Origin of the sequence: Mesorhizobium sp. L-8-3 (assembly GCF_016756615.1) — a bacterium.
Lineage (GTDB): Bacteria > Pseudomonadota > Alphaproteobacteria > Rhizobiales > Rhizobiaceae.
In genome coordinates this window covers 3,124,418-3,136,164 of sequence record NZ_AP023262.1, presented here as the reverse complement: position 1 = coordinate 3,136,164, position 11,747 = coordinate 3,124,418, and the positions used below count along the sequence as shown (strand labels likewise).

The window sequence follows — 11,747 nt, the reverse complement described above, 5'->3', positions numbered from 1 at the left end:
TCTTAACCATAGGCATGATGCCGCGCCTTGGGGCCCGGCCGATCCGGAATGCCTTCGCCTTCTTCATATCTTTCGGATCGCATATCGCCGTGCATGACAGCGCTCGCCCCTCTTTGACCAGCCATCTCGCATTCATGGGTCTCGACGCTGAAGCGCGCGGCCGGCTCAAGGCACTGAAACCGACCGTCGCCAAGGCGATCGGCCCCGCCCTCGGCGTCTTCTATGACAAGGTCCGCTCCCACTCCGAGACGCGCCGGTTCTTCGCCAACGACGCCCATATGGCGTCGGCGAAAAGTCGTCAGGAGCAACATTGGAACATCATCGCCGATGCCGAATTCGGCAGCACCTACGAGAATGCGGTGCGCGGCATCGGCAAGGCCCATGCGAAGCTGGGCATCGAGCCGGGCATCTACGTCGCCGGCTACGCACTCGTCACCGAGCAGCTCGTCAAGGCAGTGGTGGCCGAGCACTGGCCCCGCCGCTTCGGCCTGTCCAAGGGTGGCCGGGACGACGTCACCAACGCCATCGGCCTGCTGATCAAGGCGGTGATGGTCGACATCGGCCTCGCGATCTCGACCTATATGGAGGAGCTCGAAGCCGAGCGGCGGAAGGTGGAAGCCGAGCGCGCCGCCGCGGAAGCGCATCAGGCAGTCGCGCTCGACGCGGTGAACGCGGCTTTGCGCAGCCTTGCCGGCGGCGACCTCAAGACGCGGATAAGCGACGAGCTTTCCAGCGCATTCGTGCCGCTCAAATCGGACTTCAACAGCGCCACCGCCTCGCTCGAGAAGGCGATCGCTTCGGTCGCCCGTTCGGCGAACGCCATCGGCGGCGGTTCGGCCGAGATCGGGCAGGCCGCCGACGACCTGTCCCGCCGCACCGAGCAGCAGGCGGCAAGCCTCGAAGAGACGGCCGCCGCGCTCAACCAGTTGACCGCCGGCGTCAAGCGCGCCACTGCGGGAGCCGGCGAGGCCGCCAGCAAGGTCGTCGCCGCACGCGTGCAGGCCGAGCATGCCGGCGAGATCGTGCAGAATGCCGTGACCGCCATGAGCGAGATCGAGAAGTCCTCGCGCGAGATCTCCCATATCATCGGCGTCATCGACGAGATCGCCTTCCAGACCAATCTTCTGGCGCTCAATGCCGGCGTCGAGGCGGCGCGCGCCGGCGAGGCCGGCCGCGGTTTCGCGGTGGTCGCCTCGGAGGTGCGTTCGCTCGCCCAACGCTCGGCGGAGGCCGCCAAGGAAATCAAGGCGCTGATTTCGGCCAGTTCCACTCAGGTCGAGGCCGGGGTGCAGTTGATGGCCGAGACCGGCAAAGTCTCGGAGGACATCATCGTCCAGGTCACGGAGATCAACAGCCTGGTCGCCCAGATCGCCTCCTCTTCGCAGGAGCAGTCGACCGGCCTCGGCGAGGTAAACATCGCCATCAACCAGATGGACCAGGCGACACAGCAGAACGCGGCGATGGTCGAGCAGACGACGGCCGCGGTCCATTCGCTGCGCAGCCAGGTCGCCGAGCTGCTTCGTACGGTTTCCGGTTTCAGCATCGAGGACGGCATGCGCGCCGCCGCGCCGCGCCAGGTGCTGCAGACCCGCGCCGCGCCTGCGCCGAGACGGACCGGCTATGCCGTGCAGGGCAACACCGCTTTGACCGCAGGAGACGTGGATGGATGGGAGGAGTTCTGAGGTGCTGACCGAGAAGACCGGAATCCAGGCGACGATGGCTCTCCCGCCATTGCTCGACATCACCGCGGCAGGCCCGCTGGCGAGCGAAATCCTCGGGCACCGCGGCAAGGACCTGGCGGTGAACGCGGCGCAGGTGCAGCGCATGGGGGCGCAGTGCCTTCAGGTGCTGCTATCGGCGGCGGCTACCTGGTCGCAGGACGGAATGGAATTTGAAGTCACCGAAGCATCACCCGAATTCACCGAGGCCCTCGAAACGGCGGGGCTAGGCATGAACCACCTTTCGGCGAGGAACAGCTAGATGAAGAAAGTCATTCTTACCGTCGACGATTCCAGGACCATCCGCGAAATGCTGCGCACGGCGCTCTGTGACGCCGGGATGGAAGTGGTGCAGGCTGAGGACGGCATGGAGGGCCTGGAGGTGCTCCAGTCCACCACGCCGAACGTGATCGTCACCGACATCAACATGCCGCGGCTGGACGGTTTCGGTTTCATCGAAGCGGTGCGCAGCAATGATCAGTATCGGGCCATCCCGATCCTCGTGCTCACGACTGAAAGCATGGACGAGAAGAAGGACCGCGCCCGCCGCGCCGGCGCCACCGGCTGGATCGTCAAGCCTTTCGATCCGGTGAAGCTGGTCAGCGCCATCAATCGCGTCGCAGCCTGATCCGCCGGGGGGCATTTCATCATGGATACGATGGCGGCAATCAGGCAGACCTTCTTCCAGGAATGCGAGGAACAACTCGCCGAGCTGGAAAGCGGGCTGCTGGCGATCGAACAGCAGGAGAGCGATTCCGAGACGATCAACGCCGTCTTCCGCGCTGTTCATTCCATCAAGGGCGGCGCGGGCGCATTCGGGCTCGATGAACTCGTCCGCTTCGCACACACATTCGAAACCACCCTCGACCTCATGCGCTCCAATGCGCTCGAGATCAGCAGCAGCCTGATCAAGCTCATGCTGCGCGCCGCCGACGGTCTTGCCGACCTCGTGCGCTTCTCGCGCGACGGAACCGATCTCGACCGCGCCCGCATCTCGCAGCTCAATGGCGAGCTGACGCGCGCGGCTTCGGGAGACGCCGCCCCGTCAGCCGCGCAGACGGAAGGGACCGCGCCGGACGCAGCGGCCGAGCCGGAGCCCGGTCCGGACGAGAACGGCTTCACGCCGATCCGCTTCTCGCTCGAGGATCTGGTCGGCTCCGGCCTCGACTCGCCCTTCGGCGACGATGCCTCGGCCCCGCTCCAGGTCACTTTCCGGCCGAAGCCCGAGCTTTATGCCAAGGCCAATGACGCCGTCGTGCTGCTGCGCGAGCTGCGCCGCCTCGGCGAGGCCAGGATCGCCTGCGACATATCTGCGGTGCCGCTGCTGACGGAACTCGATCCCGAGGGCTCCTATCTTTCCTGGACAATCGAGCTCGATCCGTCGATCGAGGAAAGCGCGGTGCGCGAGGTGTTCGAATTCGTCACCTTCGACTGCGATCTCGACATCGCCCGCAAGGCGCCGAGCGATCCGGACGCCACCGAATCCGCCGACTTCCAGGTGATCCCGATAGCCGACATCTCGGCGCTGGTAGCGGAACTGCCGGGTCCGGTCGCTCCGGTCGAGGCCGCAGCCGCTCCCCAGCCGCAGCGCGAGCCGACACCGACCGAACTTCTGATCAAGGCCGGCACCGCGCAGGCGGCAGCCCAATCCGGACAGCAGACCACGATCCGCGTCGACCTCGATCGTGTCGACCGGCTGATCGACCTCGTCGGGGAACTGGTCATCAACCAGTCGATGCTGGCGCAGCGCGTCACCGAGGCCGGCATCGCGCGGCTTTCGGAAGTGGCGGTCGGCCTCGACGATCTCGAGCACCTGACCCGCGAGATCCAGGACAGCGTCATGGCGATCCGCGCCCAGCCCGTGCGGCCGATCTTCCAGCGCATGTCGCGCGTCGTCCGCGAGGTCGCCGACATGGTCGGCAAGTCGGTCCGCCTGGTGACCGAGGGCGAGAATTGCGAGGTTGACAAGACGGTCATCGAAAGGCTGGCGGATCCCCTTACCCACATGATCCGCAACGCCATCGACCACGGCCTTGAAAAACCGGAGGATCGGCTTGCCGCCGGCAAGAGCGAGCAGGGCGTAGTACGCATGACCGCGGCCCACCGTTCCGGCCGTGTGATCATCGAGGTGTCCGACGACGGCGGCGGCATCAACCGGGCGCGCGTCAGGGATATCGCGATCACGAAGGGGCTCATCGACCCCAATGCGCAGCTGACCGACGGCGAGATCGACGACCTGATTTTCCATCCCGGCTTCTCCACCGCGAGCACGATCTCGGATGTTTCGGGGCGCGGCGTCGGCATGGACGTGGTGAAACGTTCGATCCAGGCTCTCGGCGGCCGCATCTCGATCACCTCGCGGCCGGGCCTGGGCACCACCTTCACGCTCAGCCTGCCGCTGACGCTGGCCGTGCTCGACGGCATGGTCGTGACCATCGCCGGCCAGACGCTCGTGGTGCCGCTGACCGCCATTGTGGAGACGCTGCAACCCAAGCGGCAGGATGTGCACGGGCTCGGTGAGACGAGCCAGGTCATCGCCATACGCGGCTCCTTCATTCCGCTCATCGATATCGGGCTGCAGCTCGGTTATCGCGACGAGGAGGCCGACCCGCTCAACAGCGTGGCCATCCTGGTGGAATCGGAGAACCGTACCCAGAATGCCCTGCTCGTCGACGGCATTATCGGCCAGCAGCAGGTTGTGATCAAAAGCCTCGAAACCAACTACGGCCACGTCGTCGGCGTTGCCGCCGCCACCATCCTGGGTGACGGGCGTGTGGCCGTCATCCTCGATGTCGACGCGATCGTCGCCGGCACCCGCTCCGAGATGAATCGGTCCGACCTCTCCAATCGCAAAAGGAACGCAGCATGATGCAAGCCAGCGAGAAAGACCTCTCCGCGAACAGCGAGCTGATCGCCTTCCGTCTCGGCGGCCAGGAGTTCTGCGTCGACATCATGTCGGTGCGGGACATCCGGGGCTGGACCCAGACGACCCCCCTGCCCCATTCGCCGGACTATGTGAAGGGCGTGATCAACCTGCGCGGCTCGGTGCTGCCGGTGATAGACCTCGCGGCTCGCCTGGGCTTCACGGCAACGGAGCCGACGGCACGCCACGTCATCATCGTCACGCAGGTCAACAACCAGAGCGTCGGGCTATTGGTCGAGGCCGTCTCGGACATCCTCACGATCAACGCCAACACGATCCAGCCGACGCCCGACGTGGCTTCCGAGCTGGCCCGCCTCTTCATGCGAGGCGTCCTGGCGATCGAAGGCCGGATGATCAGCCTCATCTCGCTGGATTGCGTCCTGCCGCAGAGCCAGGAATCGGCGGGAACCGTCCATTGACCATGTCGGCGACCAGGGAGGCTCCGGCTCTCGTTCCGGGCGAGTATCTGCTGACGATGGCCGATTTCCGGCAGATCGCGGCGATCCTCCACGACGATGCCGGGATAAGCCTGTCGGAAGCGAAGGCGGCGCTCGTCTATGCCCGCCTCGCCAAGCGCCTTCGCGCGCTCGGCCTGTCGAGCTTCCGCGACTATTGCGCGCTCGTCTCCAGCGGCAACGCGGTCGACGAGCGCCAGAAGCTGGTCGCCGCCCTCACCACCAACGTCACCAAGTTCTTCCGGGAGAAGCATCATTTCGACCATCTGCAGCGGACCGTTCTGCCGCAGCTCGTCGCCCGCGCCCGCCGGGGCGGGCAGGTGCGCATCTGGTCGGCCGGCTGCTCGAACGGCCAGGAGGCTTACTCCGCCGCCCTGGTCATCCTGCAGATGATGCCCGACGTGCTCGACTGCGATTTCAAGATCCTGGCGAGCGACATCGACCCCAACATGGTCGCCGAGGGCCGTGCCGGCCTCTACAGCGACGTCGCTGTCGAGGATGTTCCGGCCGAGATCAGGAACCGCTGGCTGCGCAAGGTCCGCGACGGCGGCGAGCTGAAATGGCAGGTGCCCGACGAGGCGCGCGAGCTGGTCGCCTTCCGCGAGCTCAACCTGTTCGCCCGCTGGCCTATGAAGCGGCCTTTCGACGTGATCTTCTGCCGCAACGTCGCGATCTATTTCGACAAGGACAAGCAGGCCGAGCTTTGGGCGCGTTTCGCCGGCACGCTGCTGCCGGGCGGCTATCTCTATATCGGCCATTCCGAGCGCATCGCCGGACCGGCCGCCGACATCTTCGTCAATGACGGCATCACCACATGGCGCCGCGCGCCGGGGAGCCTGCGATGAAACCCGTCCGCGCACTGGTCATCGACGACAGCGCCACGATGCGCAAGATCATCTCCTATGCACTGAGCAGCTCGCCCGGCATCGAGGTCGTCGGCGAAGCGCCGGACCCGACGGAAGCCTTTCGCCTGGTCGATACGCTCGACCCTGACGTGATCACCCTCGACGTCGAAATGCCCAAGATGAACGGGCTCGACTTCCTGCGGCGCGTCATGAAACATCGCCCTCGCCCGGTCATCATGGTGTCGACGCTCACCGTCAGCGGCGCAGCTGTCACCGTCGAGGCCCTGATGAACGGCGCCTTCGACTGCGTGGCCAAGCCGTCGCTGCAGGACGACAGGACCTTTGCCGACCTCGCCGACAAGGTCCGGGCCGCCGGCGAATCACGGCGGGCCCGGCAGGAACGCAGCCAGGCGGCGCAACAATCGCACCCGGCCGCCGCGGCCCCGGTCGCGCACGGCTATCGGGCGCCGGAGCGCATCGTCGCGATCGGCGCGTCGACCGGCGGCGTCGAAGCGCTCATCACCGTGCTGTCGGGCTTTCCGACCGACTGCCCGCCGACCGTCATAACCCAGCATATGCCGGCGAATTTCACCAGGAGCTTCTCCGAGCGGCTCGACCGGCAGTGCAAGCCGACCGTCACCGAGGCGCGGGACCGCGAGTTGCTCAGCCCCGGCCACGTCTATATCGCGCCCGGCGGCCAGTTCCATCTGGAGGTGACGAGGCGCGGCGATCTGTTCGAGAGCCGCCTGCGCGAAGGCGATGCGGTCTCCGGCCATCGCCCGTCGGTCGACGTGCTGATGTCCTCGGTGGCCAGGGCGGCGGGGCGCAGCGCCGTCGGCGCCATCCTCACGGGCATGGGAAGGGACGGCGCGCAGGGCCTGCTGCAGATGCGCCAAGCGGGTGCGCGCACGATCGGCCAGAACGAAGCGAGTTCACTGATCTACGGCATGCCGCGGGTCGCCCACGAAATCGGTGCGGTTGAGAAACAGGTGCACCTAACAAGAATAAGCCAGGAAATTCTCGACCCCACCGGGGCCGGAAACAAGGGAGCATAAAGTGTCACTCCTCGCCCAATTGAAGATCCTCGTCGTCGACGACACGACCACCAGCCGGCTCCTGCTGCGCGACGCGCTGGAGAATCTCGGCTTCCGCCAGATCCACGTGGCAGCCGACGGCGAGCAGGCGCTGAAGATGATGATGACTGCCCCCTGCCACCTGATCATCTCGGACTACAACATGCCGAAGATGGACGGCCTGCAACTGCTGAAGGCGATCCGGGAATGCAAGCCGCTCAGCCGCACGCCCTTCATCATCCTGACGGGCAATGCCGACCGCAAGGTGCTCGAGGACGGCTCCAAGCTGGGCCTCAACAACTACCTGACGAAGCCCTTCACGCCGGACAATCTGCGGCGCTCGCTCGAAGCGATCGTCGGGAGGCTTCATTGAGCCAAGCCTCCCGACGGCCCAACCGGGTCCATATCATCCAGGGCGACTGCTACGTCACGGATGAGAGCGACACCGTGCTCACCACCGTGCTCGGCTCCTGCATCGCCGCCTGCATGCGCGACCCCGTGCTCGGCATTGGCGGCATGAATCACTTTCTCCTGCCCGGCGAGGGAGAGCGCGCGAAGCAGAACGAAGCCGAACGTTTCGGCGTGTATCTGATGGAGTTGCTGGTGAACGGCCTGCTCCAGCGCGGCGCGACCCGGCACACACTTGAGGCCAAGCTGTTCGGCGGCGCCCGCACCGTGCAGGGTTTTGCCGACATCGGGGCCAAGAACTTCGAATTCGCCCGCAAGTTCCTGGACAATGAATCGATCCGCTATGCCGGCGGCAGCGTCGGCGGCGACCAGGGCCGCAAGCTCGAATACCAGCCCTCGACCGGCAAGGCGCGCCAGTTCCTTCTGCCGCGCAGCACCGTCGAGCCCCCGCAGCCCGTGATCCAGCGGCCGGCTCCGGCGGAACTCGGCAATGTCGAACTCTTCTGAGGATAACATGCTCACCGCGCAGACCATCGCCCATGCCGAGGAATTCCACGAGCCGCTGGCGGCGGTGATGCTTCGCGTCGAGCAGGAACTCGCCGCCATGGCGCAACTCGTCGACCACAACCAGTCACTGATCGCCCGCCTCACCTGGGCAGCGGGCGCGGCGGACACCGCCTATGTGAAGGCCATGCAGGAATCGGACCTGGTCTCACAGAAACTGGCCGGCATTGCGGATTTCCTGCGCATGATCGCCGAGGCCGTGCCCGCCGACTTCCACGTCGAGACCCGTCGTGCGACCGGAAAGCTGCGTCTCGACGAACTCGTCGGCAAGATCGGCGCCGGAAACGGCGACAAGGCTCGGGGCGGCAAGCACGAGGCGGGCGACTTCGACCTGTTCTGAAGGCTCCCTCCGGTGGCCGCCGCGCGAAGGCCGGCGTCGGATCGAGCATCGTTGGCACCTTCTGCAAGGGCGAGGAAGGCAAGAAGAAAACGCCGGTCGAACAGCTGGCGCCAGCTGTTCGACGACAACGCCCGGCTTTTTTCGACGTCAGTCGCCGGCGCGGCCCATCCGGGCCCGCCCGGCTTTCGCGCAAGGACACACGCCGCAATCGGCAACTCACGCAGCCGACATAGGCAGTCCAACTAGCGCTTTTCCTCGTCCTGCGGGGGCAGAGGGGGCAATACGGCAAGACGGCGCCCCAGGGGCAAGGCATCGAGGAGAATCGATATTCCCTCCGCCTCGTGGCGTTTGAAGGCTACGCCGATCTTGGTGAACACGTCCTTTCCGCCGTCGCGTTCCCTGATCGAGAACACATCGAAGTCCGGTTTTCTTCCTTCGGCCATGGCTGCACTCCATCCGTTCTGCAGTGGCTTTCCGTCTTGCATGCGCAATACGGATTCCGTCACGATGATCGGACCCGGTCAAGCGGATCCGGCAATTCTGTCCAGCGGTCTTGTTGCCCATCCAGCTCGAGCGAGTTGCGCTCGTTCAAGTCTGGATCTGATGTAGAACGGTTGATCCGGTCGCGGAGGGGCGCAAGAACGGCAGTTCCAAGCGGGGCGGCAGTCCGCCATCACCTGTTGAAAGGAGAGCCCGGCATACCGGGCTCCCGTCTTCGCTTGGCTTGAGCGGCTGCGCAAAAGCGCAGCCGGCAGCCCTATGGCATTGAGCCGATAGTCAGCTCTCGTCGCCTTCGTTGCCTTCGTTGCCCTCGTCGCCCTCGTTGTCCTCGTCGCCTTCGTCGCCTTCGTCGTTTTCATTGTTTTCGTTGTTTTCGTCACCTTCGTCACCCTCGTCGCCTTCGTTGCCTTCGTTGTCCTCGTCGCCCTCGTTGCCCTCGTCGCCTTCGTCGCCTTCGTTGCCTTCGTCGCCTTCGTTGAATTCGTTGCCTTCGTCGCCTTCGTCGCCGTTGCCTTCGTCGCCTTCGTCGCCTTCGTTGTTTTCGTCGCCCTCGTTGCCTTCGTTGTCTTCGTCGCCCTCGTCGCCTTCGTTGCCTTCGTTGCCTTCGTTGTCCTCGTCGCCTTCGTCGCCTTCGTTGGCTGTGCCTTCGTTGCCTTCGTTGCCTTCGTCGCCCTCGTCGAATTCGTCGCCTTCGTTGCCTTCGTTGCCTTCGTCGCCTTCGTTGAATTCGTTGCCTTCGTCGCCTTCGTCGCCGTTGCCTTCGTCGCCCTCGTTGCCTTCGTTGTCCTCGTCGCCTTCGTCGCCCTCGTCGCCCTCGTTGCCTTCGTTGCCTTCCTTCGCCCTCGTCCGTTTTTCGTTGCCCTTCGTTGCCCTTCGTTGTTGCCCTTCGTCGCCTTCCATTGCCTTGCCTTCGTTGCCTTCATTGCCTTCGTCGCCTTCGTCCGCCTTCGTTTCCTTGCCTTCGTTGAATTCGTTGCCTTCGTCGCCTTCGTCGCCGTTGCCCTCGTCGCCTTCGTCGCCCTCGTTGTTTTCGTCGCCCTCGTTGCCTTCGTTGTCTTCGTCGCCCTCGTCGCCTTCGTTGCCCTCGTTGCCTTCGTTGTCCTCGTCGCCTTCGTCGCCTTCGTTGGCTGTGCCTTCGTTGCCTTCGTTGCCTTCGTCGCCCTCGTTGAATTCGTCGCCCTCGTTGCCTTCGTTGCCTTCGTCGCCTTCGTTGAATTCGTTGCCCTCGTCGCCCTCGTCGCCGTTGCCTTCGTTGCCTTCGTCGTTCTCGTTGCCTTCGTCGCCCTCGTTGCCTTCGTTGTCCTCGTCGCCTTCGTCGCCCTCGTCGCCCTCGTTGCCTTCGTTGCCTTCGTCGCCTTCGTCGAATTCGTCGCCCTCGTTGCCTTCGTTGCCTTCGTCGCCTTCGTTGAATTCGTCGCCTTCGTTGCCTTCGTTGCCCTCTTCGCCCTCGTCGCCTTCGTTGAATTCGTCGCCCTCGTTGCCTTCGTCGCCTTCGTTGAACTCGTCGCCCTCGTTGCCTTCGTTGCCGTCATTGTCGGCGGGCTGCGCAAAGCTGAGGGGTGAGTAGAGATCTTCCGGTCCGAACAAGCTCAGGGCCGCTTCGAACGGATCCGCCCCGAGGAATCGGCCCAGGCCGGCTGAGGTCTCAGCGGAGATTGCGGAGCGGGTTTCACAAATAAACATCGACGTCCTCCATGAGGTTAGCACCGTGAACAGCTCCTTGCTGCTCACTGAATGTCTTCATCTTGCTTGAAGGGTTGGCCGATCTACTGTGGACCCTGCCAAAGACTACTACGGTTGACTGACCCGAACGGGGCCCGCCAGCCTGTCGACGTATTCGAATTTGCTTCCGCCGACAGAGACCCAACCGGGGTACGACCATCGTCGGATATTGCGATACGTCGCTTCGATCGGCACGCGAAGTGCAGGCGAATGAAGTATTTTTCTCCACGCCTGCTTAGCGCCGTAGAGATCGCGCGCCTATCAGAAAACCAACTATCAGTCATGCTTTCAAATATGTCAAGCATATCGTCAAAAATCTAACGTGAGTTGCAATTATATTCGATAACAATCCCCTGGCATGAACATAGAATGCCATAAATAATATATAAGAAATACTCGTATTCAAGCTTGGCTAAATTGTAATTTTACTAAGAATTTTTTGCATTTGAACTTTACCTTCGAAGACTGCCCAAACATGCTCGCGTGCCATCTTTTGGCAAATCTCGATGGAAAGGTACCTGGCTATGGGATAATTCCAGCTGTAGCGATAAGGCGAATCCGGCCGGCTCAGAACGGATTCCAGTTCCTCCCGATCCGTCCCGAGGTATTTGAGATCGTCTCGCGCCCATGCCCGCTGAAGTCGAAGCGACCGGTCATCGCCAAGTATTCGCATATGTGAGATCAAGGTTATCTCGCCGACGAAGGCGCACACCTCCCGGATGGCGGGTGCCACGAACCGCCCCTCGCTTGCGACCGCTTGGAGGGCATGACCGAATTCGTGCGCGATGACGATCCAGTCGGAGGCGGTACCGCGGTAGGTGTACAGGATAAGCGGGAAGCCGTTTCCTGCGTCGTTCAAGGTAACCGCACGCCGGCGATGCCTCGCCTCTTTCACCAGGATCCTGGACGTATTCTCGAAAGCGAACCGGATGGTGCCGCTTGCCCACGGGAAGAATGCGCACAATGCCTCGACAGCCCGCAGCCACGCGGTCTCCCGGTCGAATGCGCATGTTTCGGATGCAAACTCGCCGTCATCGGTCGGTTCACGAGCGAACCGTCTCGCCGCCGCGTCCAGAAGCCGCTCGCAAAGGGACGGATCGAGATCGTGCAAGGCGAGCCAATCCGAAAGATCATGCCTTGCCGCGGTAGGGACCATCGTACTGCTGTCAAGCCGACTGCTCATCGTGCCACGGCACCC

13 protein-coding genes are annotated in these 11,747 nt (G+C 63.9%); 10 read left to right on the top strand and 3 right to left on the bottom strand.

From position 1 onward, the window contains the following. Positions 1–89: 89 nt before the first annotated feature. The 10 genes from JN302_RS14710 to JN302_RS14665 are packed head-to-tail and all read left to right on the top strand — an operon-like array spanning position 90 to position 8,326. Positions 90–1,682 carry a globin-coupled sensor protein gene (locus tag JN302_RS14710; RefSeq protein WP_244846343.1) on the top strand — a complete coding sequence of 531 codons (1,593 nt, stop codon included), beginning with the start codon at positions 90–92 and terminating at the stop codon, positions 1,680–1,682. A gap of 1 nt (position 1,683) precedes the next feature. Then, positions 1,684–1,980 (top strand): STAS domain-containing protein, encoded by a 297-nt coding sequence (locus JN302_RS14705; protein WP_244846332.1) that lies wholly within the window; start codon positions 1,684–1,686, stop codon positions 1,978–1,980. After that, the gene (locus JN302_RS14700) at positions 1,981–2,346 is read left to right on the top strand and encodes a response regulator (protein WP_202313092.1); all 366 of its coding nucleotides are present in this window, start codon (positions 1,981–1,983) and stop codon (positions 2,344–2,346) included. It begins immediately after the preceding gene. A 21-nt stretch (positions 2,347–2,367) separates the two neighbouring features. Then, positions 2,368–4,587: a chemotaxis protein CheA gene (locus tag JN302_RS14695; RefSeq protein ID WP_202333368.1), complete on the top strand. Its 2,220-nt coding sequence runs from the start codon at positions 2,368–2,370 to the stop codon at positions 4,585–4,587. Next, on the top strand, positions 4,587–5,060 hold the full coding sequence (locus tag JN302_RS14690; protein WP_202314774.1) for a chemotaxis protein CheW: 474 nt from the start codon (positions 4,587–4,589) through the stop codon (positions 5,058–5,060). Before JN302_RS14695 ends, JN302_RS14690 begins: the two co-directional genes overlap by 1 nt. A 2-nt stretch (positions 5,061–5,062) precedes the next feature. Next, positions 5,063–5,941: a CheR family methyltransferase gene (locus JN302_RS14685; RefSeq protein WP_202334292.1), complete on the top strand. Its 879-nt coding sequence runs from the start codon at positions 5,063–5,065 to the stop codon at positions 5,939–5,941. Further along, the gene (locus tag JN302_RS14680) at positions 5,938–6,996 is read left to right on the top strand and encodes a protein-glutamate methylesterase/protein-glutamine glutaminase (RefSeq protein WP_202333367.1); all 1,059 of its coding nucleotides are present in this window, start codon (positions 5,938–5,940) and stop codon (positions 6,994–6,996) included. The genes JN302_RS14685 and JN302_RS14680 overlap by 4 nt, the downstream gene beginning before the upstream one ends. Before the next feature lies 1 nt (position 6,997). Beyond that, positions 6,998–7,387, top strand: a complete 390-nt coding sequence (locus tag JN302_RS14675) for a response regulator (protein WP_202313087.1) — start codon at positions 6,998–7,000, stop codon at positions 7,385–7,387. Next, positions 7,384–7,929 (top strand): chemotaxis protein CheD, encoded by a 546-nt coding sequence (locus JN302_RS14670; RefSeq protein ID WP_202333366.1) that lies wholly within the window; start codon positions 7,384–7,386, stop codon positions 7,927–7,929. The genes JN302_RS14675 and JN302_RS14670 overlap by 4 nt, the downstream gene beginning before the upstream one ends. After that, positions 7,913–8,326, top strand: coding sequence for a hypothetical protein (locus JN302_RS14665; RefSeq protein ID WP_202333365.1), 414 nt, complete (start codon positions 7,913–7,915; stop codon positions 8,324–8,326). Before JN302_RS14670 ends, JN302_RS14665 begins: the two co-directional genes overlap by 17 nt. A 242-nt stretch (positions 8,327–8,568) precedes the next feature. On the opposite strand, the gene JN302_RS14660 is transcribed toward JN302_RS14665, so the two are convergent. From JN302_RS14660 to JN302_RS14650, 3 genes are all read right to left on the bottom strand, one after another. Further along, the gene (locus tag JN302_RS14660) at positions 8,569–8,769 is read right to left on the bottom strand and encodes a hypothetical protein (RefSeq protein WP_202313082.1); all 201 of its coding nucleotides are present in this window, start codon (positions 8,767–8,769) and stop codon (positions 8,569–8,571) included. Positions 8,770–9,103: 334 nt separating this feature from the next. Then, positions 9,104–10,510: a hypothetical protein gene (locus tag JN302_RS14655; RefSeq protein WP_202333364.1), complete on the bottom strand. Its 1,407-nt coding sequence runs from the start codon at positions 10,508–10,510 to the stop codon at positions 9,104–9,106. A 451-nt stretch (positions 10,511–10,961) separates the two neighbouring features. Then, complete coding sequence (locus tag JN302_RS14650) at positions 10,962–11,660, bottom strand: hypothetical protein (protein ID WP_202333363.1); 699 nt, start codon at positions 11,658–11,660, stop codon at positions 10,962–10,964. Positions 11,661–11,747: the final 87 nt, after the last annotated feature.

Bases quoted from the DNA above. Each gene is read 5' to 3' on its own strand.
- JN302_RS14700 (WP_202313092.1), top strand. From the start codon at position 1,981: ATGAAGAAAGTCATTCTTACCGTCGACGATTCCAGGACCATCCGCGAA.
- JN302_RS14695 (WP_202333368.1), top strand. From the start codon at position 2,368: ATGGATACGATGGCGGCAATCAGGCAGACCTTCTTCCAGGAATGCGAG.
- JN302_RS14690 (WP_202314774.1), top strand. From the start codon at position 4,587: ATGCAAGCCAGCGAGAAAGACCTCTCCGCGAACAGCGAGCTGATCGCC.
- JN302_RS14685 (WP_202334292.1), top strand. From the start codon at position 5,063: ATGTCGGCGACCAGGGAGGCTCCGGCTCTCGTTCCGGGCGAGTATCTG.
- JN302_RS14680 (WP_202333367.1), top strand. From the start codon at position 5,938: ATGAAACCCGTCCGCGCACTGGTCATCGACGACAGCGCCACGATGCGC.
- JN302_RS14665 (WP_202333365.1), top strand. From the start codon at position 7,913: ATGTCGAACTCTTCTGAGGATAACATGCTCACCGCGCAGACCATCGCC.
- JN302_RS14660 (WP_202313082.1), bottom strand. From the start codon at position 8,769: ATGGCCGAAGGAAGAAAACCGGACTTCGATGTGTTCTCGATCAGGGAA.
- JN302_RS14655 (WP_202333364.1), bottom strand. From the start codon at position 10,510: ATGTTTATTTGTGAAACCCGCTCCGCAATCTCCGCTGAGACCTCAGCC.